This is a genomic window from Peptoniphilus obesi ph1 (genome assembly GCF_000311865.1).
In the GTDB taxonomy this organism is placed as follows: Bacteria; Bacillota; Clostridia; order Tissierellales; family Peptoniphilaceae; genus Peptoniphilus_E; species Peptoniphilus_E obesi.
On sequence record NZ_HE978582.1, the window covers coordinates 191877 to 218048 of the forward strand.

Here is a 26172-nt window from a genome sequence, read left to right on the forward strand (position 1 = left end):
TCGCTTGAACAAATTGTGCTGTAATAGTTGCAAGTGCAGCCCCTTCTATTGCGTATTTTCCCATTAATTTCATTAGAATTGGATCAAGAATTATGTTTAAAAAAGCCCCTAGCCCCATAATGAGCATTGCTTTTTTCATTAATCCTTCTCCACGCATAACCATGTTTGCTGATTGAGTAAAGTTTACAAATAAAGAACCAATGAAAATTACTCGTAAATATCTGATACCATATTCTTTAATTTCTCCACTTGCTCCAACCATATCTAAAAAATGTGGTGCAAGTAAAATTCCGCCTATTGTAATAATTGATGAGAATAGAATAACCCAAAAGATTAAATTCCCCATAATTTTATCAACTGTTTTTTGGTCACCCTTTCCTATAGCTCTTGATAAAACTGATGCTGAACCTACACCTATGAGTGTAGATACTCCACTATTAAAAAAGGTAAGTGGCATAGCTACACCACAAGCTGTCATTGCAGTTTGTCCTATAATATTTCCTGCAAAAATTCCATCCATTAGTGGATAAAGACCTATTACTATCATTCCTATTACAGCAGGGACAGATAATTGAAAAAGTAAATCTATAGGTCTTTTTGTTAATAATTGTTCTTTCATATCTTGTTTCATAAAATCATCCTCTATTAAATTTTATTCAATTTTCCAACCAGTAGCTTTTTCTCTTTTCTCAATAAAACTCTTGTATATGTGTGATTTTTCCATAAGCTCTTTATGTTTACCAATACTTTCAATATTTCCTTTATCCATAACAACAATTTGATCAGCATTTTTAATAGTTTCAAGTTTATGTGCAATCACAATTACAGTTTTATCTTTTAACAAATTGTTTAAAGCAGTTATAAGTTGTTGTTCATTTTCTGGATCTACACTTGAAGTAGCTTCGTCAAGAATAACAATTCTGCTTGGTTTTAGCATAGCTCTTGCTATAGATATTCTCTGACGCTCTCCTCCAGATAAATTTGAACCACCCTCTTGTAAAACTGTGTCATAACCATCTGACAACTTCATAATAAATTCATGACACTGTGCTTGCTTAGCAACATTAATAACTTCCTCATCACTAGCTTCTGGATTTCCGAACTTAATGTTGTTTTTTATAGTGTCATCAAATAAATAGACGTCTTGAAAAACAAAAGTGAAATTAGATAACAGATTGTCATACCTAAAATCTTTTATGTTATTATCATCAATCAATATTTCTCCAGAATCTACATCCCAAAATCTAGCTATCAAATTACAAAGTGTTGTTTTTCCACTTCCAGAACCACCTACTATTGCTGTAGTCTTACCTTTTGGAATATCTAAATTTAAACGACTAAATAACTTCTGTTTGTCATATGAGAAGTCAACGTCCTTTAGATTTATATCTCCTCTTTCAAAGCTTGTTCTTGTGCCTTCTGAAATTGTTGGTAAATTTCTAAGTTTAGCAATTGAATCCAAGTTTTGTATAGCTATTCCCCTAACGTTTTGCATACTTCCAGCCATTTCAAAACCAGAAAAAACAATAAAACTAGATACTACAAGCATTACAGCTTTATAGTGATCAATTTCTCCTATACAAAATCTATAAATAGCTGAAAATATAATAAGACAAATCCCCAATTTAAATATAATTAGAAATATCAAAGCGGCAGGTGCTACAGTTTTTTCAACATTTATAAAACCTCTTCTATTTTTATAAATCTCTCTGTCCAATTCTTTAGTCATTTCACCACTTTTCCCAAATGATTTAATAACACTAATACCTTTAACATACTCTAAAGTAGATGCATTTAGATTTATTTTTAAATCTTGTAATTTTTTAGTCAACTCGTCTGATTTCTTTTGAAAGATAACATTGCATAACATTCCTAAGAATAAAGTTCCTAAAATTATAGAACCTGTAACTATATCAAACGGAATCATAAATATCGCCATTATTATAGTTTGAATTACTCCCACAAATAAAGTTTCTATTATATTAACTCCTACGGTTTCAAGTTCACCTATAACTGTGGTTAATCCGCCTGAAATGTTTCCAAGGCGATTACTGCTAAAATATCCCATATTCACTTTTTTTAGCTGATCACCTATATATAGCCTATTTTCTGCTCCCATATTGTAAGTTGCGATGTATTTATTTCTATCAGCCATATAACTAGATAATATTTTCCCTACTACACTTAGTAGAGCTATTGCAAATACGACATAGATGTCTTCTTGTGTAATATTTCTTCCTTCAAATATATTTTGAAATATTTTAAGTAAAAGCAACATTGTAGCTCCAAGGGATATTCCTTCAAATATACTTTTTAATACTTCAAAGAAAAACATCTTGCTAATTTTGGAAGATTCTTTTCCAGCGACCCAATATAACTTGTGAATTAATTCTTTCATTTACTCACCCCTATCGTTTGATAAACTTATGTGTGATTTCCACATTTTTGCATATGTTTCACTTTTTCCAAGAAGTTCTTTGTGAGTTCCTTCTGCTTCAATTTCCCCATTGTTTAATACTATGATCTTATCGGCTCCTATTATTGTAGAAAGCCTATGAGCAATCATAATAACCGTTTTATTTTCAACTAATGCATCTATAGATTTTTGAATTTCAGCTTCATTATCTGGATCAGAATATGCTGTAGCTTCGTCTAATAAAACTATTGGGCTATCTTTAAGCAAAGCTCTTGCTATTGTAAGTCTTTGTCTCTCTCCTCCAGACAAGTTGCTCCCAGATTCTCCAATTATGGTTTCATATCCATTAGGAAGACTCATAATAAAGTCATGACAAGAAGCTTTTTTACAAGCGTCTTTTATCTCTTCAATACTAGCATTTTGATTTGCCATTCTCATATTATCTATAATACTTTTTCTAAATAGATAATTTTCTTGTGATACATAGGTTACAAGTTCCATGTTCTTTTCAAGAGAAACATCTTTAAGATTTACATTTCCTACGGATATTTTTCCTTTATTAATATTCCAATATCCCGCAATTAGCTTAGCAATAGTGGATTTTCCACCGCCAGAATAACCAACAATAGCTGTAAGTTTATTTTCTTTTGCACTAAAGGATAAGTTATCAAAAACTTTTTTCTTATCATTATAGGCAAAACATACATTTTCAAAATTAATATCGTATGATCTTATTTTTTCCTCTCCATTACCTCGTTCTAACTCTGGTAACTCCATAACATTTTTTATTTCATCTATTACAACTCTTACATTCGCCATAGTATCCATATGACTCATAGCTTTAATCAAAGGTTTGTAGCAGGCATAAGATAATAAAACACACATTATTAGATTGCCTACTTCAATACTTCCATTCATATACAAGTATAAAGAAGTTGGTAAAACAAATAATAAAGTTGATGGTAAAACTTCCATTGCTGCTGTCATATAGAAACAAACACTTAAATACCAATTTAGCATACTGTCTCTATTACTATTTACAGCATCTACAAATTTTCCATATGATGATGCAGATTTATTGAATGCCTTTATAACTTGAATACCTCTAATATATTCAACAGCTGTTGTATTCATGTTTTTTGCGGCTTCTTGATAATTTCGTGATTTTTCTTCATATCCACCCATCATTAGAATTGAAAATAACACCCCTAGTGGTAATGTAATAAGATTTGCAATTCCAATCCTCCAATCCATTATAAAAATAATAACTACTAAAGCGATTGGAATGATAAGATTAGCTATTACTTCAGGAATAACATGAGCTATCGGTTGCTCAATTTTATTCAAAGTTTCTACCATAAACTGAGTCCATTCTCCACTAGATCGTTTTTCAATCTCTCCCATTGATAATCTATTAATTTTTCTTACAAGTTTCTTCCTCTCATCCTCTATTATGCGAAATGCTAAATTGTGAGAAATTAAAGTTGAAATCTCATGAAAAATAACACTTCCTATTAACCCACCTAAAATAAGCAAAATTGGTCTTATATAGAATTCTAAATCTGTATTACTAATTGCTATATTTTGAGTAATCTTAGCTAAAGCAAAATATGGTACAACACTACAAAAAACACCAATTACTGCAATAATAACTGATGATAAAATTTGTCCTATATGCTTTTTTAAAACTTCCATTACGCACCTCCTAAATTATTTAGCCTCCATAGCTCTTAACAGCTGTCCTATATTATCAATATAAAAATCTTCTGTTATTATCCCATTCTCTAGTTTTACAAGTCTATCACACGTCTTTGCTATAAATTCAATATCATGAGAAATTATCAAAAATTTTGTTCCTTTTTTTTGTTCCTCTTTGATTAATCTCCCCACCTTATCCATACTCCTGAAATCAAGCCCTGATGTCGGCTCATCCAATATAATAAAAGGTGTTTCTCTCAACATAGCTACGCATAGAACCAATCTCTGTTTTTGACCACCTGATAAAGTTGCTGGATGCTTATCTCTTATATCAAATAATCCAACTTTTTTTAAAAGTTCCTCTGCTTTCGTGATATAATCTTCTCTATTTTTTAACCCAGTTAATAATTCATCCATCAAATCTTCCCCAAATAATTGAGAGTCTAAATCTTGAGGAATATACCACACTTTGCTTAACCTCATCTTTTTATTAGCTTTGAGTCCATTTATCTTTATTTCTCCATCAGTCTGATTTTGAATCCCAGAATAAATTTTACCGAGTGTACTTTTACCTGTTCCATTTATTCCTACTAAAGCAATAGTCTCATTGCTATCAAATTTAAGTGACACATCTTTTAGTACGAAATTATTTTTATATTTTTTACTAATATTTTTCACCTCAAAATCAAAAGAATTGTCACTACTAATTTCTTTTTCTTTAACTTTGTGGTCATCTACAACAATATCATTAAGATTTATTGAGCGTAAGCCCAATGCATTTAAGTCTTTTGAACTGATTTTTTCAAATTCTTCTGCTTTATAACTATTTATTAAAGATCCATTTTGTATCAATAAATACCTATCAGCTATTCCTTTTAAATAAAATAACCTATGCTCAACAATTACTATAGTTTTTCCTTCTTTTTTTAAGTCCATTACAAGTTTTGAAAATTTATATATTGATTGTAAATCAAGATTTGCAGATGGTTCATCAAATACATAAATAGATGGTTCAATGGCTCTTGCTGAACAAATTGCTACTTTTTGCCTAATTCCATAGGATAAATTGTATATCCTATTATTTAGCAATTTATCAATATTCATTTTCTCAGTTGATTCATTTACTCTTCTTATTATTTCATCACGCTTATATCCCAAATTTTCCGGTCCAAATGCAATTTCTCCATTAACTTCATTGGCAAAAAATTGGCTTCTAGGATCTTGAAATACATTACCGACTAACTTTGCTATTTCCCAGGATTTTAAATTTCTGATAGATTTGCCATCAATAAATACCTCTCCATCTAAATTTCCTTCGTAAAAATTTGGAATTAATCCATTTATAGCTCTTGTCAAAGTAGACTTGCCACATCCCGACTCCCCTATAATTACACAACATTCACCATCTTTAATGTCTAAATTTATATCTTTCAACTGTTCATCTTTATTGCTATTATATGAAAAAGATAATTTCCTAATTTCCAGTTTATTATTCAATGATGCACCTCTCATATAAGACATAATATAAATAAAACAAAGCTTGCAGTTATTATAATTATGTCTAATTTACACAACTTGTTACTATAATATGAATCCCTTTTTATTGGGTTTTCAATTCCTCTAACAATCGCTGCTGCTGATAATTCATCTCCTACTTTTATAGAACGAAAAATTAAAGGAACTATAGCATATTCAAGAGTCCTCAAAGGATTTGATAAAATATGAAAAAAGTTACCTGTAAATCCCCTTACTTTCATAGCTTCTTTTATTGTTCTAAATTCCCCAGCAATTGTTGGTACAAATCGAATAATTACCGTTAATATAAGTACAAAATTTCGTGGCAACATTAATTTGTGAAATATTGAAATTAATTTTCCTGATGGTATCTTAAAAGTTAAAAATCCTGCCATGATTGGAACTATGAATTTATACAACATTCCCAAAAGCATTGGTGAAATTATAACTACACCACTAGGTATCATTTTTAATAACCAAAATGTAGTAAAACTATATATCATAAAATAAATTATGCTCTGTTTGATAAAACCAAAATATGCTAAAAGCATACAAAGCCATCCTACAAACAGAGCATGCATATAGTAACTTTTTGTAAATATTGACACCATACAGGAAATAATAGTTAAAAAAAGACAAGTTATTCCACTTATTTTTTCTATTTTCATTTCCCATATATCTCCATTTACTCTAAAATACCCGCCTTTTTAAAGTGCTTTTTAAGAATTTTTTGTGCAAACAAAACACCTAAAGCAGATAATATAACGGTTATTGTTACACCTAATAATAGTAGTTTTGGTGAAGATACCAAATTATATTGCAATGTTAATGTCTTATCTGCAAACCCACTCTCTAAAGCTTGCTTTTGATAAGATTCCCAAGCTATCCAACATGGAACTCCTATTCCCATGAACATACCAGCACCATAAACACTCCAGCCAATCATATTTCTTATTGGATTTATATAAGTATCTTTGCCTATCATTACTATTTCACACAAAATAGCAAGTCCAATAAAATATGGAAGCATAAACACATAACCCATAGCTGCTGTGATAAGACCATAAATTAATATCCATATAAATAATAGCCCGTGTTTATTAAGTCTGTTAGCTGCTACTAAGTAGAAAATAGCTCCTATAAACATTTCAATTCCAGCAGTACCATAAATATATACAACTGGAACAGCAACCATACTCATTCCAACAACAATAGAAATTGCATAAAATAAAGCAATCATAATAGCTACTGTTACTACATCTTTTGTAGTCATTTTTTTATTGTTCATAAAACACCTCCGTTAATTAATAAAATGTACATAGAATGTGTATAGAGAATATTTACAAAAAAATATCCATCTCAACTTTATTATAAAGTAAGATGGATATTTTCTTTATAACCTGACAGCTCTTTATTTGCTCTAAAAAGGTCAGATGGATTTTTTTCTATATTCTTGAGGAGTTTGCCCAAAATGTTTTTTGAATGACTCAGAAAATTTACTAGGATTCAAATATCCTGACAAATCAGAAATCTCTCCTATCGACATTAAGGGTTTATGAATTAATAATTTAGCAGCGGCTTCTAAACAATTTTCCCTAATAAAATTACCTATTGAGCTTCCAGTTATGTATATAAAACATCTCTTCAAACTGGATTCTGAAATAGCATATTTTTTTGATAAATCAGAAATAGAATATCTTTCAAAAGGATTATTTAAAATCGTCTTATATGATTCTACAGTTGCTTTATATACTGGTTCTGAAAAAGACGTTAACTTAAATGTATCTGAACTTTCAACTAAATTTAAAAATAATAACAACTCTATTGTTTTTATAATTGAATAAGAAAGTCTTATTCTAGAATCTACTCTATAAAGTTCACTAATAACATGGTCTATCTCATGACGTGAATGAATAATTAAAGCTGCACCATTTTTACATAAACGGTCTTTTATTTCTAACAAATCAATTTTTGCGTACGGAAAGTATTTATCAATAGATTTTTGTGCCTTTTCAATATCAATAAATATTGAAAGTCCCACATATTTTTTTGTTGGTATGCATGAATCTTCAAAAGGAACTTTACCTATTTCGATTACACTTAGATCGCCTTTACCTATCAGAGCGCGTTCATTATTTTCAAGTTTAAACTCATAACATCCCTCTAAACAATGATCTATTTCTAAAACCCCGCTTTTAGGATTTATTTTTTGATATGCTGTCTCCATATTTAGGATATTATAAGATAATTGAATACCTTCAAATAAATTGTAGCAGCGCATTTCGCCACAGCCAGTAGAATTTTCAATTGTATAAATTTTACATTCATCAGTAACCTTTTTTTCAGAAAACATATATCCTTCAAGGACATTTTCTATTATATCAATTTTATTTAATCTCAGAATTATCCCCTCCAATATATTAATGTATCCTATAAGACTTTTTCAATTTCATTTATAATTAGCTCTGGATTTAATCCTAATACTTCAGCATGTCCTACATTATCAAAACTAACAACTCTTACATCACTTATGGATTTACTCCTGATTAAATCGACATATTTGCTTGCATAAGTTTCTTTTTTGCCAAACATTATACAAACAGGCATTGTAAGCTTTTCAACTTTATTTTTAATATCATATTTATATGCCATCTTAAAAGCTTGGTATAATGTATCTCTTGTAATAAAAGGATACATCATATGTTTCAAAGTTATAACATCATTGTCTCCATAACCCATTCCTTTTCTCACATCTTCTATTAAATGAATTCCGTTTTTTAAATTATCAAATTGTTCTGCCATAACTTTTGAAAATGGTTCAATCATTTCTCCCATGCTCTCATACTGACCACCATCGATAATTAAGTTATTAACATTTATTTTCTTATTCAAAGAAATTTGTAATGCAATACTTGCTCCTAATGAAATCCCATATGCACATTCTATATTTACTATATCTTCAAGCATCAATGATTTTTCTAAATCTTCAGCAACATCCTCTACTGAACTTAACCTTCCAAGTGTATTGTTTCCATGTCCAGGTAATTCTGGGGATATAATACAATATGTTTTACTGAGTTTAGCAATAATACTCTTAAAACAATTTGCATAACTAAATCCCACACCATGAATAAGCAAAATCTTTTTGTTTGTTTTGTCTCCAACAATATTTAAATTATAATTCACTTTCATAATAATTTTCCCCTTCAAATTTTTCATTTATACTGTAATTGATATTTAAACTGTCAATGTCTTGTATAATTCTATCAATTTTTATGATATCCATAGCATAATATATACCGTTTTTAAATGTATTCTCTAAAATTGACATTGCTGTATAACCCAACACAATAGCACTCATTTCACTACTTGATGAGCTATCAATACTTATTTCAACTGATGAAGTTCTCCCATTTATTCTCCCCCTTCCACAAATATTTAAATAGCTGTATGTTTTACCTATTCCGACCTCTTTCTTAAAGTAATTTAAAATTTCATCTATGTCTTTCTTGTTATCAATATACATATTTTGTTGCATTTTTTGTACAATCATTTGCATTTTACTTAAAATTTCACTTGAAAATGAACAATTGTACCAATTAGCTTGTTTTAAATTATATTTTTTAGCTACTCTTAATATCTCATTGGTTAAATAGTTATACATTTTATATTTTTTGTTTTTATATTCTTCTGTCTTATAACAATTATTATTAATTACTTCCCCATCAATATAACTACTTAAAGATTTTCCGAAACCAGATAAATTAGTTAATATGAAATCCTCAATCGCTGAATAACTCGGTACTTCATTGCTTATATTAAATCCCTCAATCATTAAGGGAACTTCGAAATGCTCTGCAACATATTTTAACATTAATCCCGTTAAGCCAGGAAAATACCCAGCAGACAAAATAAATAGATTTTTATTTTTAATATCTTCCAGTCTATCTTCTAAAAAAGATTCTCCTGATGGATCTATATAAGGAACGCCAAAATCACTAGCAATTCTTGCTATATTTTCTCCATTAATAAATGAAGCTCCCGCACAATTTAAAATAATATCGCATTTTTTTATGAATTCCCTTAAAGCATCTATATCACTAACTTCTAATTTCATATATATACAATTTTTATCATCTGGGACGTAATTTTGATTATAGGTGGCAAGAATTGAATAATTTTTTTGCTTCAATATATCAATGCATCTTTTACCAATTTGTCCACTTCCACCCAAAATACCTATAATTTTTTCCAATTTAACCTCCTAACTTAAAGCTTATTTTTATATTATTATTTAAATAGACTATTTATATGCATTAAAGTCTAATATTCTGCTTAAGTTTTTCTTTAAGTTTTCTCCATTCAAGCAATCAAAATGTTGCCCTACTATTTCGTCGTAAAATATTTCCCCATTCAAATATTCTTCCCAAGTTTCTCTATCCTCAGCAAAGAATTCTCCATAAAAACTCTTTTCCTGTTCCTTACAATAAAAAACTCTGACATTTCCATAATACTGTTTAGGTATATATGTTGATATACAACCGAAATTTTGGGAGAATATGTTAAAAAGCGTATTAAGCATACGTATTTCTGAATCTTGAAGATTCAAAGACTCCCTTTTTATTGTTGAATATAAATTATTAAGCCTTTCAGATAAAGGTGTGTCTTTTAACTTTTTAAACTGTTGTCCAATATATTTATATTCATTTGACAATTGAATAAAGGAGTTAACATTCAAATCTCCATCACCATTAATTACCATATCATAAATGCAATCATTTAATTCATGATCCTTTATCTCATGCCCAGCGTTAGAAATATCTGCATTTATTAGTCTTGCAAAAGTTCGTTCTAACAGAATTTCATTTTTTAAATTAGAGTGCAAAGCTTTTTTATATTTTGTTGGTGAAATATCTCTAAATAGTGTTCTTTCCTGAGCTTTAGGTATAGTCGTACTTATCAAAGTAACATCAATAACCTTTTTATTATTAGCATTTAAAAATTCAGCAGTTTCTAATGCAATTAACCCTCCAACACAATGTCCTATTAATATATATTTTGAGTAATTCAAATCTCTTAAGATTTTACCGTATTTTAATCCTAATAACTTAAAAGTATCTTCTGTTTTCATAGAAATATATTCGGCTTCATCACCGAAAGTAAATCCTAACACAGCTTCATTTGCTTTACTATCTTCCTTTATATAATTAATTATTTCAGTATACGCAGAAAGAGTTCCTGTTCCAGCATGAAAAATAACTTTAGCTACCGATTTATTATTATCTATAGTGGATTTCTTGATAGTTAGCAGTGATGAATCATGATATTCCTCCCCTTTTTCAAACTTGTCTTGTATCCTTTTAGATATTTCTCTAACCGTTTGAAATTGCATCATTTCAGATAACAAGGCACTCCATTCCCAATCCTTAGCCTCTGGAACTTCCTCTAATATCTTTGTGACTATTTGTGCAATCAGTAAAGAATCTCCACCAACAGAATAAAAGTTATCATCTAGCCTTAAGTTTGTTATTCCAAGTTCTCTTGTCCAAATTTTTTCTATTTTTTCTTCAATTGCAGTTTTTGTCTCCTCTATAACATGTTTTTCATTTTTCACGGTATTTTCGAATAATTTTTTTAATGATTTAATATCAATTTTTCCATTAATTGTTGTAGGAATTTTAGATATTATTTTAACATCATTAGGTATCATATAAGAAACCAATTTATTTTTAAGTTCATTGATAACTGCATTCTCTGTTATTGGTTTATATGAATCTTTAAATCTTACTACATATATAGTTTGTCCAAAATCATCTAGTGGACTATCTTCTTTAGGAAATTCATATATTATTTGACCATTATGGTTTTCAAAATTATCCTTCCATTGATTTCTATTAAAAAAAGTTTGTTCATTTAAACTTCTAATATCCGAAAATCCTGTCAATCCATCTTTAAATTCCATAGATGTTAGTAACATATAACTCATTCTAGTTTCATCTAATATGATTAATGAACCGTTTGGTGCTAACAAATTTTTAATATTATTCATAACAAAGTCTATATTTTTTGAGTTATGCAATACATTAGCGCACAATATTATGTCAAATGAAGATATGTCATAATTTTGTTCGTAAAAAACTTGATTTATATCAAAAATACCATAATTAACCCAATTATATTCTTTAAAATTACTTTTAGCTTTATTTAAAAAGAACGTAGATATGTCTGTAAAATAATATTCAACTTGTTCTCCATCTAGTATAGGTATTACTTCTAAGCTTGTCCCTCCAACTCCCGCACCGATTTCAAGTATCTTGATTTTTTTATCTTTATTTCTTTTTACAATAAATTCTATTTCTTTAGCTATAAAATAATTACATATTTTATTTATTTTATTTGTATTATATGAGGCTAGTGCAGGCTTTATATCACCTTTTGGAAATAATAAATTTAATGGATCTTCATCCCCTTTTATAAGCGCTACCAAATTTTGGCTAGATTTCTTTAAATAGTCAACAAAATCTTTACCATAATTAAATTCTTCTTCAATTTTATAGAACTCTTCCCATTGTTTGTCTGAATTTAGACAATTAACTTCTCCTACTAAATAATAAAGTTCATTTTCTCTATTAATAATTTTTTCATTTTCTAATACTTGAAGCCATCTTTTTGTTAATTTTTGTAGTTTTTCAGGTATTTCCATCCCATATATAATTTCTTCAAAAGTGTACTTTTCTGCATTATTAATAAAGAAACCACATTTTTGAAATGTATTCAAAATATCACTTATAACTACTTTTTCAGATGCTTTAATCCATTTTTCAATAAGTTCATCTTTAATATTTTCATTTATACTATTTTCTAACTCTTTTAATTTATTTACCTCTTCATTTCTATCCAATAAATCATCATTGATTATTATCTTTTTTGGTAAAATGGCTGCGCAAATTTTCTTTTCTAAACTATCTACATCAATTGTAAACACTTCAGCTGAATCAATATCTTTGTTTTCCAATAAAGCAGATTTAATTTCGGATAACTCAATTCTATGACCATGTATTTTTATTTGTGAATCTCCATCCTCTCTACCACAAAAAATAATGTCACCATTAGGCAAATAATAACCAATGTCTCCTGTTCTATAAATTCGCTCTCCATCATTGCCTAAAGTCTTGAATTTTTCAGCATTAAGTTTCTCATCATTTAAGTAACCTACAGAAAGCCCTGTTCCTGATATATACAAACTTCCTACAACATAATCTGGACAATCTTCCATTGCTTCGTTTAATATATAAAACTTTTGATTAGCTAAAGGTGTGCCATATGGAACACTATTTAGGAATGTTTCTTGTTTGCTAACCACATGATAGATAGACCATATCGAAGCTTCAGTAGCACCTCCCATACTTATTACTTGTGCATTAGGAAACTCACTATATATTTTTTCAGGAAGATCGATCGGAATCCAATCACCTGATAGTATTATAGTTCTTAAAAACTCACTTCTCCTTAAATTCTTACACATAGCTAAGAAGTTAGTTATAAGTTGCATTTGAGCTGGTACTGAATTCCAAACGCTAACTCTATATAACAACATTTGATTGTATATAATATTTGGATCTTTTAATGTTTTTGAGTCTGGTAATACTAAAGTCCCACCCGCAAGAAATGAACCAAAAATATCATATACTGATAGATCAAAAGAAAGATTTGCTAGACCTAAAAATACATCATTTTCGTTAATTTTATATTTTTTATTAACATCAATTATAGTGTTAATAGCCGCTCTATGTGTAATCACAACTCCTTTTGGGTCTCCAGTTGTCCCTGATGTAAAAATTATATAAGCTTCATCATCATATGATTTTCTCTTGTTTTTCCAATATTCATATTCTACGTTTTGATAAATTATGCATTCTCTCAAATCTATAATCTTTGTATTAAATTCATTTAAATTTGTGCTATTAAACGATAAAATTATTTTAGCATCAGAATTTTCAATTATTCTTTCTTTTCTTTTTATTGGTTGCGAAGTGTTAATAGGAATATACACAGCGCCAATAGCCAAAGTTGCTATTACAGATGCAACTTGCCAAACGCTTTTAGGGATATCAATAATGACTCTATCTCCCTTAGTTATTCCATTTTTTTCTAAATTTTTAAAAATTGAGTATACATATTTATTAAACTCTTCGTATGTGTATTCTTTGTTGTCGCAAATCAATGCCGTTTTATTTTTATGCTCTTTCAATGAGTCAAAATAACAATCTTCTAATCTTTTTATATTAAAGCTTTCAAATGTATCATTTACTGTTTTTCTTGTATCTAAACTGCTTTTACTTAATTTAGTAACAATCTTGTTATCTAAAATATTTTTATCTGATTTAAAATTTTCAATTATGTTAGTAAAGCATTCAAACATATCATCAATAATTTTCTTTTTAAATACACCATCCCTAATATCCCAATTAATTTTAACTCCATTATTTTCTTCCATAATTTGACAATCTAAATATACCTGTGGAGTTTGACTTATTCTGTAAATAATCTTTCTATTCGAAAGTATTGTGTTGCTATTTGATAACCCTATTGTGCTAGTAAAAACTACTGGTATAATAATGTTTTGTTTTCTTTTTTTACTCAATTTTCTCAAAACTTCAACACCTGAAACTTCTTTGTGTTCTAAATCAGTCCATAAATTATCTTGTAAAATCTTTGTTCTTTCTAAAAATGTCTTACTATAATCCATATTTATAGAAGTTATATTAACATCCGTAAAATCGCCTACTACAGAATCAATATCATCTACTATTTGGGGTCTGTTAAAGAAAGTAGTATTTATACTAAATTTTTTATTTGTCGACCAATATGCTATCGTTTCAGTTAGCACTGACATTATTAAAACTGATGGGGTAATATTATTTATCTTAGAAATTGCACATATTTTATCCCATTCAAAATTATTTAGTTGTATTGATTTTTGGCTAAAAGTTTTTACACCATTATTCTGTGAAAGTATGGGTAAATTAGGAGCTTCATAAATAACATCTAATTTTTTAGACCAGTATTCTTCATCTTGATTTTTATTTTTAGAACTAGTTATTGCTTTTTCTTGATACTTAAATACATCTCTATACTTGCTTAGAAAATTGACATAGCTGTTAGGATTTTTATAAAAATATTCTAAATCACTTAATATAATATTTATGCTATTATAATCTGCTATTAACATATCCAATGAAAAATGTATAACTGATACATTAGGTTTTAGAGTAATAGCAATTTCACACATCGGCCATTGCCCCAGTTTATATTGTTTAAATTCTAAGTCTTTTCTAAACTTACTAACCTCTCCATCACCAATTTTTATACTTTCAACTAAAATATTTGGCACATGTTCCTGAACAATTTGAGTTCCATCTTCAAAAACTACAGCCCTAAGCATATCATGTTTTTTTATTACCAAATTCCATGCTTTGTTTATTTTATCAACATCTAAGATGCTATCATATTCTATTTCTATATATGCGTGGCAACCAATTCCACCCAACTCAAAGTACTCATTTCTACCCATTACATAAGATGATTGTATATTTGTCAATGCAAATCTTTCGTATCTATTTTTTGTATCTTCATAATATAAAACTTCCTTATTGTCTAAATAGTCCAAAATTTCTTTCTTATTATTTTTAAGCCAAGATAAAATTTTGTTATTCATACTATCTTTAGGAGCACTAAACTTAAGTTTCTCACCATCTTTCCACACAGTTATCCCTTTTATTTTTAAATTTTTCAGTTTTTCTTCAATATTCATGTTATCCTCCAATATATAATTAAATTTCGTAGATTTCTACATCTTGAATCAAGGTGTCAATTTCCTTTGATAATTGTTTAATAGTTGGAAATTTAAAAATCTTATTTATAGAAATCTTTTCCTTCAACATAAAATCCGAATTTATTTCACTAATAATAGATATTGCTGCTAAACTATCCCCTCCCAATTTAAAAAAATTGTCCTCTACCCTTATATCTGTTATACTTAATTTATTTTTAAATAAATTTATTAAGTAAACTTCTGTATCGGTTAATTTGGGGTTTAAGTTGTTTTGGACAACTTTTTCAACTTTTAACGATTCGTTTACTATTATTTTTTTAATCTCTTCTCGATCAAGTTTGCCATTTTTTGTAATTTTTCTGCTATTACAAATATAATATTCCTCTGGAATCATAAACCTTGGAAGAATTCTATCTAATCTTTCTTTTAAATTATTTATATTGGAATTATTGCTATTACATACAATATATAATCCAATTTTCATTGAATTATGACAATTTATAACGCTCGCACAGCAATCAATGATATCAGGAAATCCTTTAAGTACAGACTCAACCTCACCAAGTTCAATTCTATGTCCTTTAATTTTTACTTGAGTATCTTTCCTTCCAAGAAATTCAATAGTACCATCATTCCAAAATCTTCCATTATCTCCAGTTCTATACCATCTAAGTCCATCTTCTTCAAAATACTTTCTATTAGTTAGTTCTTCATCTCCATGGTAGCATTTAGCAACACCAACTCCACCAATTAGAAGTTCTCCCTTAACATAATTAGGGCATATTCTACCTAATTCATCTACTACTCTATAGACTTGGTTTTTAAGTGGTCTTCCATAAGGAATGGAAATCCAATCTTTAGGTATTTGTCTCGGCACATTTAAATAATTTGACCAGATTGAAGCTTCCGTTGCACCACCCATAGCAACAACTATAGAATTTTCTTTTTCGCTTATCTTATAAAATCTTCCTGGTAAGTCTTTTGCTATCCAATCTCCCGATAACATAACAATTCTAAGTGGTAAGTTTTTCTTTTCACTCTCTGCCATAGTTACGAGCATGTCAAAAAGTATAGGTACAGAGTCCCACACACTTACCTTATATTTTTCAATAATTCTAATCCACTCATCAGGATTACGATAATTATCTTCATTAGTTGTTATTAGAGTTCCACCTACACCAAGTATTCCAAAAATATCATATACTGATAAGTCAAAGTCTATTGCTGATACCATAAGTAACGTATCATTTGAATTAATAGAATATTTTTCATTTAAATCATTAATAGTATTAATGGCACTTGTATGCATAATCTCAACACCCTTTGGCACTCCTGTAGTACCTGATGTCATTATTATATAGGCTGAGTCAAAAGGACTTACTTCTATAGGCTTATCAAGACCTAAGGATTTGTCTATAGCTTTGTCTAAGTCAATTAAAGAAACTTCTCCCGTATCTAGTTTGCAATTTTCTATTGTTTTATTTTCACTGATGACAAACTTTATACCAATTTGTTCGTATATTTTAGTTCGTCTTTCGCTAGGCTGATTTATTCCAACAGCAACATATGCCGCTCCAGAAAAAAAGTATTCCAAATATAGCGTAAATTTGCTTGCTTGATCTTGGGAGAGTAATGCCTACATAGTCTCCCTTTTTTATTCCATTTTCCTTTAAATATCCTGCTACATTTAAGGATTTTTCATATAAGTCTATATAAGATATTTCTTCTTTAGATTCTGAATCTATAATTGCAATTTTGTTTGGATTTTCTTTTACATTTTTTATAAATCCATCATATAATCTCTCATCAGGAAAGTTTAATGGAAGAATTGATTTAAACTCTTTTTCTCTTGCTGGTTTTTGATTTTCTGATAGTACATCAAATTTGCTTTCCCAATTTTCCTTTTCTGTTAGTCTTAAAAGTTGTTCTTCTAAAGAATTTAACATGTCATCTAACATATTTTCAGGGAAAAGTTCATCTACACTGTCCCAGCATAATACTAAATCTCCATCTTTTATATATGATTGGAAATCTAACCATACTCCTGGAGTTTGTGATACCATATATGTAATTTTGCCCAAAGCTTTCCTTGAAATTTCAGTTTCTATTGGATAGTCTATGTTGCACGCAAAAACTACAGGTGCTACATTAAGGCTTGTACCCTGTGATTTTGATATATCTCTCTGAACTTGAACTCCACTATAATATGAATGGCTGGCATTTTCTATAAAGGTTTTGCTTATTCTATTCAAAGTTTCTATGAAAGTGGTATCATTTTTTCTTTCATGCTCTACTAATAAGATATTTGTAAAGTCTGCTACCATAGCTTTTAAGTTTTCATTTGAAAGATCTCTATTAAATAATGGTAAGTTTATAAAAAACTTATCTTGGTTAGTCCATCTTTCTAGAATTAAAGCATACGCAGTTAATAAAACCATTGATGGTGTAGATTTATAGCTTGCTGCAACCTCTTTTATTTTGCTCCATTTATCTTTTTCAATAACTCGTTTCCTTCTAGTAAATCTCGTTTCTTTAATTTGTTCAGGAGCTTTCTTTAATGGTAAATTAGGTCTTTCTATCTCAAATTCAAATGAGTCTATTTTTTCTTTCCAAAACTGTTGGTCTTTTTTATAAATTTCAGAGTCTACTTCAAGATTGTTTATATAGTCTTTAAAGGTATAATTGTTTAGATTGTCTAATTCTTTTCCTAAATACGATTCTCCTAATTCTTTCAAAAGAATACTCATACTCATGACATCGGCAACAAGTAAATCTAAATCAAAGAAAATTTTATTTCTATTCTGTGACAGATTTGCAAGTTTTAATCCTGCGACTTCTCCCATTTTTACTCTGAGTTTTCTATGAGATAAATTTTCTCGTATTTCATCTAGTCTAATTTTGGTATCTTCTTCATCTAAATTAGATAAATCAAAAACTTCAATTTCTTCGCCAAAAGGTTTATCTAATATTTCTTGTTTTCCATCCTCTGTGAACCTTGCTCTAAGCATTGGATGTCTATATTGAAGTTTATTCCATGCATCATTCAATCTTTTACAATCTATTTCTTTTCCATCTATTTCAATATAGGCGTGGCAACCTACTCCTCCTTGTATTTGATTATCATGACCACCTACAAGATAAGCATACTGAATATCAGTTAATTCAAACAGTTTGTTTCCTATGACTTTTTTATTAGAATTATTTGGATTATTTAATTTACGAGCATTTTTTATTGCAACTTCCCATTCAGCAAAACATGGCTTTTCCATTAATTTAGAAAACGATACATTAATATTGTGCCTTCTTAATTTACTTATTATTCCCATAACATTTACTGAAGTTATTCCCAACTCTATTAAATTATCATGATTTTTTATATCATCTTTATTTATATAACTTTTAACTTGAATTTTAATTTCATTTAATAAATCGTATAAATCAGGCATTCTTTCTTCTCCTCTCAAATATTCTAATTTCCATAATTCTCTATTAGCCTTTTTCTATCTATTTTTCCCGTAGCAGTTAGTGGCCAATTATCAATTATCTTCATACAATCTGGAATCTTAAATTCTGCTATACCAGTTTCTTTAAGTGTTTGAATGATTTCAGAAAACATCAAATTTTTGTCTTTTTCTAGTATACATACGCAAATTTTTTCTCCTAATATTTCATCAGGAACTCCGACTACTTGAACTTCTGATATCTTTTTATTCTTTAGCAATAGGTTTTCTAATTCAGAAGGAATAATTTTTTCTCCGCCTTTAATTATCATTTCTTTAACCCTACCAGCTATTTGATAGTTTTCGTTTGATAACTTTCTAGCTCTATCTCCAGTTCTAAAGTATAATTCTTTGTCTAATATAGAGTTATTAACATCATTCATTCCACCGTAATACTCATACATTGTATACGGCCCCCTTATTAATAATTCACCATAATCACCAGTATTTACTTCTTCTCCAAACTCATCTACTATTTTTACACTATCTCCAATAGATACAGGTTTGCCTTGAGTATTAAGCCTGGTGTCCATGTTATCATCAAATCTAGTACACATAACTAGTCCTTCAGTCATTCCATATAATTGTGAAATAATACACCCAAAACTCTTTTCGATTTCAAATGCTTTGTTATATTCTAAAACTGATCCACCTACTTGTATAATTTTTAAAGATGAAATATTAATTTTTTCGAACTCTAAAAAATCCATACATAAACTTGCTAAAGCTGGAACTAAAGCCATTGTACTAATATTATGCTCTTCTATATTGTAAATTATTTCGTCAGGACTTGGTGTCATAGATATTACACACTTAGCTCCATGATAAAATACTCCTATTATCCCTGGATAAGATAAAACAAATTTATGAGATAGAGATAATGCCATCAAGTATATTGTAGCATCTGAATAATTTAGGGCACTTCCTATTGCTATAGCCGAACAAATTAATTCGCAATGTTTCATTGGTATCATTTTAGGACTTCCCGTTGTTCCACTCGATAGCATGAGTAGAGCCATCTCTTTATAATCAATATCTATATACTGAGATGGATAATCTTTATCATTGAGTTTGTAAAAATTTTTATATCCTTGATTATCTCCAAGAATATAAACTTCAAAATCTATATTTAATTCTTCTCTTACTTCTCTTATCATATCAACATATGAAAAGCCAAGATATTTATCCTTAGCTATATATGCTTTTGTCCCTGATTTTTCTAATATTCCCTTTATTTCATTTTTCCTATGAGCTGGAAGTGATAATACTGGAATCACACCAATCTTAAACATGGCAAAAAGGATAATAACAAATTCGTGACAATTAGGAAGTTGAAGAACGATTCTATCTCCCTTTTTAAATCCAGCTTTCAATAAACCATTGGCATATTTACAAGATTTTCTATTTAATTCTTGATATGAAAGTTCAACGACTCCATCTACTAAGGCAATCTTATCCCTATATTTTTTAGCACAATCTTCAATAAATTCTCCTAAAGTCATATGCGGCCATACTTGTTCATCATAAAATTTTTCCAATTTTTCTTTTAATTCAATGTTCATTAATTCTCCTCCAAGCATATTGCCCCGACATATTTGTCGTCATGGTTCAATGACTTTAATCTGCTTATTGTATTCCTTTTACTATCATTAATTTTTATAAATTCATTTTCAAAAGAAATTATTTCAATCTCTTTTAAATTTCTTATAAGACCAATACCATCACATTTAAGATAGGCTTCTTTTGCAGTCCAATATCTATAGAAACTTATTATATTGTTATCTATATTTATAATTTCATCTCTAGTAAAACAGTTTTCTAATATATCTTTAAACTCAAATTTAAAATTTATTTTTTCAACATCTATTCCTACTTCTCTTTTAGAAAAAGCTAACAAGACTAATCCTTCAGTGTGTGAGATGTTAAACTTTAATCCTATAGTGTTTTCTAGGTAAGGCTTATTGTTTTTATCTCGTTTGACTATTAAATCATTAATTCCTTTTTCTAGTAAACCTTTTAGGGATAAATTAAGTATTGCCCTTGATACTAGATAATTAATTTTTGCTATTTCTGATTTATAATCCTTTGATTTTATTATCTCCTCTTTAGTTAAGTAAGGAAGTAATTTTTCTTCTAATAATTTATCTGTATAAGCCTTAATTAGTATTAAATCATTATTAGATAATTTAGCTTTTAAATTTTCTAAAGTAAGAAAATCTTTAGTATTTCTTATCTCATATTCTTCAATTTTCATTTACTTTTATAAACTCTTTTATCTCTTTAATGACACTTTCAGGAGATGTGTTTACAAACATATGCTTGCCATCTATATATTTATAAGTAAATTCCTTTGTGGTATAATCTTTCCATTTTATAAGTTCATCTAAGGTCATTTCTTGATCTTTATCTCCCATAAAACCTAGTATAGGTGATTCTAATTTCTCAAACTTTGTGTCTTGATAGTCTTCATCTATTACAAAATCTGCCCTAAGCGTTGGTAAGAAAATGGAAATTAAATCCTTATTAGCTAGAATTTCTTTTGGTGTTCCTTCATATCTTCTCAAGCCTTCTATAAATCCGTCATCGTCAAGATGATAAATTGGATGAGGTTCTTTATATAATGGAGCACGCCCTCCTGATATAATTATTCCTCTTGGATTTATGTAATCCGAATTTTTAATTCTTAATGCTAATTCATAGACTATTTTTGTTCCCATACTGTGTCCAAATAAATGATAAGGTTTTCTAAAATCAAAATTTTCTTTCATGTCTTCAAATAAACTATCCACTAAGATGTTAATGTCACTTATAGCCTTTTCAGAAAACCTGTTTTCTCTTCCTGGATACTGGGCAACAAATAATTTTATATCTTCAAACTCATCTTTCCATTTTCTAAAGGCAGACACTCCACCACCTGCAAATGGAAATATAAAAAGATTTGCTATTATATTATTTTCATTAATTTCTTTATTTATTATTTCAAAGTTTTTTGACATAAATTCACCTTTTAATTTATTTGCTGTTAGCATTAGCTAACTCAAAGTTATTATATACCATTTGATAACTTTTATCAATAGCTTTGAGATGTTTTTTAAAAAAATTTTTAAAGATAAAAATAGCATAGACGTCTCATTATACGAGTTATCTATGCTATTTATTACAAATTGTAATCGAAATGTTTTTTTAATCTTTCAAAAGTTTCATCAGAAATAACATGCTCTATAAGACAAGCTTCATTTTCAGCTTTTTCTGCATCTATTCCAAGTCTTATAAATACATCCGTCAAATATTTATGCCTTGTATACATTTTTTTGCAAAATTTTTTTGACTCCTCTGTTAAACGAATTATTTTATCTTCGCCATAAATAATCAACCTTTTATTTTCAAGTTTTTTTAGCATTCTTGTAACAGTAGGTCTTTTATACTCTAGATAGTTAGCAAGATCCATGTTTCTTACTTCATCTTTTTCCAAAGATAAAATATATATAGCTTCTAAATAATTTTCCTCTGCAAATTCTCTATGTAGAATGGATTACACCTCCCTCAAAGTAAAAATAATTACAAGCAAATTTAGTAAATACGAAATTAAAGAACTTAAATAATAACTTCCTCAATCTTTATACTATCTCATTATACTGATAAAAATCCCTATTTAAAAGTAAATTTTGCAATATTCCTCTAGATTTGTCATATATTATTCATTAACTTCACTTATACTATTAGTATATGAGCAAGCACAGTAAGTGCATATGCACTTACTAAAAATGGAATAAGAATACTACGATTATATCGCTTATTTTTCCCATTTTACTTGTTGGAGAATATCCCCAAACCCCTAAATTTATAATAATTAAATTCAGCAACAAACGCTTATAATAGCCCCAACGTAAACTTGAATATTATCTCAAAAAGTGATAAAATATGAATAATAAAAATTTAAATCAGGAGATTTCCAGACGAAATATATAGAATAAATTATACCTGTAAGTCAAGTTATCCTACTTGAATTTACAGGTTTTTCTTTTTTATTTCGATTAATAAATTTATTAGGAAGAGGAACTTCAAGGAAGTTTACTACGAGCTCTATCTATATAATTATTATCACATAATAAAGAGGGATTGAGAACAAAATGTAGTATTTATTATTACAACTACAATATACGAGGAGGTTAAATTATGACAAGTAGATTTAGAAATAACGGAATCTATTTAATGTTATCTGATGATGAGTTAGAATTGCTAAATGAAAAATATAAAGCATCTAAGTGTAAAACTCTTAGACAATTTATTATGAAATGTATTTTAGAAAAAGATATTTATGTACTAGATATGGATGTCTTTCGTGAAATGTCAACAAATATAAGTCGTACTTCAAATAATATAAATCAAATTGCTAAAAGGATAAATACTACATCAATTATATATAAAGATGATGTAGAAGATTTAAAAAGCTTATTAGAAAATCAAGCGAAAGATATTTTCTCTATGCGTAAAAAAATATACTCTCTTACTAATTCTAATAGCATAAATACTGAGAAAGAATAATGGCAATTACTAAAATTCATCCTATAAAATCCACCTTAAAAGCAGCACTTGATTATATTATGAATAGTGATAAAACAGATGAAAAAATTCTAATTTCCTCCCTAAACTGTAACCCTATAACTGCTCATTTAGAATTTGAACAAACAAAAATAGAATGTAATTCTAAAGCAAAAGTTTTGGCACGACATTTAATTCAATCTTTTTTTCCTGGAGAAACTACTGCTGAAGAGGCTCATCAAATAGGCATAGAACTATGCGATAAAATCTTAAAAGGAAAGTATGAATATGTTCTTACTACCCATATAGATAAGGGGCATATTCACAACCATATACTATTTAATAATGTTTCTTTTGAAACTGGTAAAGCATATCAAAGTAACAAAAAAACTTACCACCAAATTAGAAATCATAGTGATGATTTATGTAGAAAGTATCAGCTATCAGTTATAGATGAAGATTATGTAAAATTTAAAGAAAAGTATAAAACCAATGGTAAATCCTACAAAGAATATATTGAATTTAAGAAAGGAAAATCTTGGAAACATAAACTTCAAATCGCTATTGATCATACTATTAATAAAGCAAATAGCTATGAGAATTTCTTAAAGCTTATGGAAGAATATGGCTATGAAATTAAACTTGGAAAATATCTTTCTTTCAGACATAAAAAACAAGGAGAAAAAGGGCGATTCATTCGTGCGAGGGAAACTACTCTTGGAAAAGATTATACAAAAGAGAGAATAAAAGAGAGAATTGAAAATAAGGTAAATGAAAATTACAAAAATAACAAAATTTGTTATGATAAAAAATCTTATAAGAAATTTGATAATATAATAGACATAGAAAGTAATGAAAAGGTTAAATCTTCTAAAGGTTATGAAATATGGGCAAGAAAACATAATATGAATACTATGGCGAATACCTTAAATCAGCTTAGAAAATACGGTCTATCATCTAGTATGGATTTGGAAACTAAACTCCAAGAAGAGGCTGTTAATAGGCAAGAAATCCTAAATAAGATTAAAGATGTTGAAAAAGTTATGAGCGAAATTTACGCAGCTATTGAAGACATTAACACTATAAAAATAAATAAGGTTATCTATAAAACCTATAAAGAAAATCCAAATGATAAAGATTTTTATAGTGAATATAAGCCTCAAATTATCGCATATGAAAAAGCAATAAGTACTTTAGAAAAGTGTAAATATAAAAATCCAAGTATAAAAGAGTTGTCAAAATTATATGATGAATACAAAAATAAAAAAGATATTCTTATGGATGACTACGCCAACGAGAATATATTGATAAATGAATTGACTCAATTAAGAAAGAATACTGATAAGTATATTTATAATGAATTGTATAAGTAAGGATCTGGTGTATCAGCTTCTTCGGATAGATTTTGAGCTGATATTCTTTCAATATAACCCATCATTTTCCCTTAAAGACAACCAATAAAAAAATATAGGAGGCAGACTAAAACCTGCCCCCTATAATCTTTTACCTTTCTATGCTATTATCCTTTTTCTTCTTTTCATCCACTTTCATATCCCCTTTAGTCTTAAATTCCTTTAATTTCCCTATTGTTGATTCTTTTGCTTTAGTATGCTCTTTAGCTTTTAATAACTTTGCAGAGTATACTTTTAGACTTGTGTATTCCTTATTATCCTTTCCCATACTTTTCTTTTCTTTGCCAAATAGGTGTACAAAATCTCCTTTTTTCAAATTTTTTACTTGATTGATTTTGTCATTATAGGCGTAGCAGCTGATGAATTTTGCATTTCCTTTCTTGTCATTTTCAGCAATAGAAAAGGAGGCTACTTTAAAGTCCCTCCCATCTTTTGATTTTAAATCTTTAATTTCTATATCAGTTGCTATATTTCCATCTATATTTAATGTATCCTTTTCTTTATTATCTATATCTTTCATCTCTTTATCTCCTTGTTCTTGATTAGCTTCTAAATTTTCTTTTAACTCTTCTTCGTCTATATATTCAATAAACTTTTCATCAATAAGACCCATAACTGAATCGTTCATATAATTATCATAGGCATTATTAAGAACATTTTCATTTTCTACTCCTGTTTCAAGAGATATAATACCTTTTACAAATTCTTTATGATTATATTCTGCTAAAAAATCTATTGTATTTTTCATGCTTTCAAAATTTGTATTTTCCATATTTGCTATTGTTTTTATATCACTTGCGTATCTAACAGAATCCCATTCATACTTTCCACTTTCTTTGTTAAACTCTACTCCTGTGGCTAAAATAAATTGCTTCCCGTCAAATAAGGTAGCTTGATTATCTTTCACATCCAATACCATAGTATCTCCAAATTCAGTTTCAATTACATTTCCCTTTTTTATATCCATTTTTATTCCTCCATTTCTATTTTTATCTTTCTTATCTGTTAAATCTTTTATTTCTTCTTCCTTTCCGTCACTAATAATAAATTGTTTTATTTCTTCAACTGTTGGATCATCGATTGTAGTCTGAATAAATTCAACTAATTTATCTTCTGAAGTGGCAAAATTTTTAATTCCATATTCAACTATATTGTTAATTATTCTCTGAGTAGCACCATCAAAAGAAAAATTTTCTCGAATAAATTCATTAAAGCTATATCTATCAAATTCCATATTCTTTTTCCTCTAATAAT

17 protein-coding genes and 1 pseudogene are annotated in these 26172 nt (G+C 28.4%); 2 read left to right on the forward strand and 16 right to left on the reverse strand.

The features are described 5' to 3' along the window. From HGPB_RS06900 to HGPB_RS06975, 15 genes and pseudogenes are all read right to left on the reverse strand, one after another. Window positions 1–631 (reverse strand): MATE family efflux transporter (locus HGPB_RS06900; protein WP_036738535.1); only part of this gene is annotated, 631 nt, incomplete at its 3' end. A gap of 21 nt (window positions 632–652) precedes the next feature. Further along, entirely contained in the window at window positions 653–2398 is a 1746-nt protein-coding gene (locus HGPB_RS06905) for an ABC transporter ATP-binding protein (protein WP_019132964.1), read from the reverse strand. Then, window positions 2399–4111 carry an ABC transporter ATP-binding protein gene (locus tag HGPB_RS06910; protein WP_007891092.1) on the reverse strand — a complete coding sequence of 571 codons (1713 nt, stop codon included), beginning with the start codon at window positions 4109–4111 and terminating at the stop codon, window positions 2399–2401. A gap of 15 nt (window positions 4112–4126) precedes the next feature. Further along, the gene (locus tag HGPB_RS06915) at window positions 4127–5635 is read right to left on the reverse strand and encodes an ABC transporter ATP-binding protein (protein ID WP_034546260.1); all 1509 of its coding nucleotides are present in this window, start codon (window positions 5633–5635) and stop codon (window positions 4127–4129) included. After that, window positions 5623–6297, reverse strand: coding sequence for an energy-coupling factor transporter transmembrane component T family protein (locus HGPB_RS06920; RefSeq protein WP_000687642.1), 675 nt, complete (start codon window positions 6295–6297; stop codon window positions 5623–5625). The genes HGPB_RS06915 and HGPB_RS06920 overlap by 13 nt, the downstream gene beginning before the upstream one ends. Before the next feature lie 17 nt (window positions 6298–6314). Then, window positions 6315–6917: an MptD family putative ECF transporter S component gene (locus HGPB_RS06925; protein WP_019132966.1), complete on the reverse strand. Its 603-nt coding sequence runs from the start codon at window positions 6915–6917 to the stop codon at window positions 6315–6317. Between the two features lie 141 nt (window positions 6918–7058). Beyond that, a complete protein-coding gene (locus tag HGPB_RS06930; protein ID WP_036738595.1) occupies window positions 7059–8030 on the reverse strand; it encodes a helix-turn-helix domain-containing protein in 972 nt (323 codons plus the stop codon). Window positions 8031–8059: 29 nt separating this feature from the next. After that, window positions 8060–8821 (reverse strand): alpha/beta fold hydrolase, encoded by a 762-nt coding sequence (locus HGPB_RS06935; protein ID WP_019117148.1) that lies wholly within the window; start codon window positions 8819–8821, stop codon window positions 8060–8062. Further along, the gene (locus HGPB_RS06940) at window positions 8805–9884 is read right to left on the reverse strand and encodes an NAD-dependent epimerase/dehydratase family protein (protein WP_019132968.1); all 1080 of its coding nucleotides are present in this window, start codon (window positions 9882–9884) and stop codon (window positions 8805–8807) included. The genes HGPB_RS06935 and HGPB_RS06940 overlap by 17 nt, the downstream gene beginning before the upstream one ends. 48 nt (window positions 9885–9932) lie before the next feature. Beyond that, window positions 9933–15443: a non-ribosomal peptide synthetase gene (locus HGPB_RS06945; RefSeq protein WP_019132969.1), complete on the reverse strand. Its 5511-nt coding sequence runs from the start codon at window positions 15441–15443 to the stop codon at window positions 9933–9935. Window positions 15444–15462: 19 nt separating this feature from the next. Next, window positions 15463–18910 (reverse strand): annotated as a pseudogene (locus HGPB_RS09130) (amino acid adenylation domain-containing protein). Between the two features lie 23 nt (window positions 18911–18933). Then, window positions 18934–20526, reverse strand: coding sequence for an AMP-binding protein (locus HGPB_RS06960; protein ID WP_019132970.1), 1593 nt, complete (start codon window positions 20524–20526; stop codon window positions 18934–18936). Further along, window positions 20526–21218 carry a 4'-phosphopantetheinyl transferase family protein gene (locus HGPB_RS06965; RefSeq protein ID WP_019132971.1) on the reverse strand — a complete coding sequence of 231 codons (693 nt, stop codon included), beginning with the start codon at window positions 21216–21218 and terminating at the stop codon, window positions 20526–20528. The genes HGPB_RS06960 and HGPB_RS06965 overlap by 1 nt, the downstream gene beginning before the upstream one ends. Beyond that, the gene (locus HGPB_RS06970) at window positions 21208–21960 is read right to left on the reverse strand and encodes a thioesterase II family protein (RefSeq protein ID WP_036738600.1); all 753 of its coding nucleotides are present in this window, start codon (window positions 21958–21960) and stop codon (window positions 21208–21210) included. The genes HGPB_RS06965 and HGPB_RS06970 overlap by 11 nt, the downstream gene beginning before the upstream one ends. A gap of 161 nt (window positions 21961–22121) precedes the next feature. Continuing rightward, window positions 22122–22493: a metal-dependent transcriptional regulator gene (locus HGPB_RS06975; RefSeq protein WP_081578479.1), complete on the reverse strand. Its 372-nt coding sequence runs from the start codon at window positions 22491–22493 to the stop codon at window positions 22122–22124. Between the two features lie 647 nt (window positions 22494–23140). Here HGPB_RS06975 and mobC point away from each other — a divergent pair. Together mobC and HGPB_RS06985 are read left to right on the forward strand one after the other, a co-directional pair. Continuing rightward, complete coding sequence (gene mobC, locus HGPB_RS06980; protein WP_019132974.1) at window positions 23141–23509, forward strand: plasmid mobilization relaxosome protein MobC; 369 nt, start codon at window positions 23141–23143, stop codon at window positions 23507–23509. After that, window positions 23509–24879 carry a relaxase/mobilization nuclease domain-containing protein gene (locus HGPB_RS06985; RefSeq protein WP_019132975.1) on the forward strand — a complete coding sequence of 457 codons (1371 nt, stop codon included), beginning with the start codon at window positions 23509–23511 and terminating at the stop codon, window positions 24877–24879. Before mobC ends, HGPB_RS06985 begins: the two co-directional genes overlap by 1 nt. Window positions 24880–25009: 130 nt before the next feature. On the opposite strand, the gene HGPB_RS06990 is transcribed toward HGPB_RS06985, so the two are convergent. Further along, complete coding sequence (locus HGPB_RS06990) at window positions 25010–26152, reverse strand: transposase (protein ID WP_019132976.1); 1143 nt, start codon at window positions 26150–26152, stop codon at window positions 25010–25012. Window positions 26153–26172: the final 20 nt, after the last annotated feature.

What these genes read in the sequence shown, in the direction of transcription:
- HGPB_RS06925 (WP_019132966.1), bottom strand. Translation starts at nt 6,917, where the DNA reads ATGAACAATAAAAAAATGACTACAAAAGATGTAGTAACAGTAGCTATT.
- HGPB_RS06935 (WP_019117148.1), bottom strand. Translation starts at nt 8,821, where the DNA reads ATGAAAGTGAATTATAATTTAAATATTGTTGGAGACAAAACAAACAAA.
- HGPB_RS06985 (WP_019132975.1), top strand. Translation starts at nt 23,509, where the DNA reads ATGGCAATTACTAAAATTCATCCTATAAAATCCACCTTAAAAGCAGCA.
- HGPB_RS06960 (WP_019132970.1), bottom strand. Translation starts at nt 20,526, where the DNA reads ATGAACATTGAATTAAAAGAAAAATTGGAAAAATTTTATGATGAACAA.
- HGPB_RS06920 (WP_000687642.1), bottom strand. Translation starts at nt 6,297, where the DNA reads ATGAAAATAGAAAAAATAAGTGGAATAACTTGTCTTTTTTTAACTATT.
- HGPB_RS06965 (WP_019132971.1), bottom strand. Translation starts at nt 21,218, where the DNA reads ATGAAAATTGAAGAATATGAGATAAGAAATACTAAAGATTTTCTTACT.
- mobC (WP_019132974.1), top strand. Translation starts at nt 23,141, where the DNA reads ATGACAAGTAGATTTAGAAATAACGGAATCTATTTAATGTTATCTGAT.
- HGPB_RS06905 (WP_019132964.1), bottom strand. Translation starts at nt 2,398, where the DNA reads ATGAAAGAATTAATTCACAAGTTATATTGGGTCGCTGGAAAAGAATCT.
- HGPB_RS06945 (WP_019132969.1), bottom strand. Translation starts at nt 15,443, where the DNA reads ATGAATATTGAAGAAAAACTGAAAAATTTAAAAATAAAAGGGATAACT.
- HGPB_RS06915 (WP_034546260.1), bottom strand. Translation starts at nt 5,635, where the DNA reads ATGTCTTATATGAGAGGTGCATCATTGAATAATAAACTGGAAATTAGG.
- HGPB_RS06990 (WP_019132976.1), bottom strand. Translation starts at nt 26,152, where the DNA reads ATGGAATTTGATAGATATAGCTTTAATGAATTTATTCGAGAAAATTTT.
- HGPB_RS06970 (WP_036738600.1), bottom strand. Translation starts at nt 21,960, where the DNA reads ATGTCAAAAAACTTTGAAATAATAAATAAAGAAATTAATGAAAATAAT.
- HGPB_RS06910 (WP_007891092.1), bottom strand. Translation starts at nt 4,111, where the DNA reads ATGGAAGTTTTAAAAAAGCATATAGGACAAATTTTATCATCAGTTATT.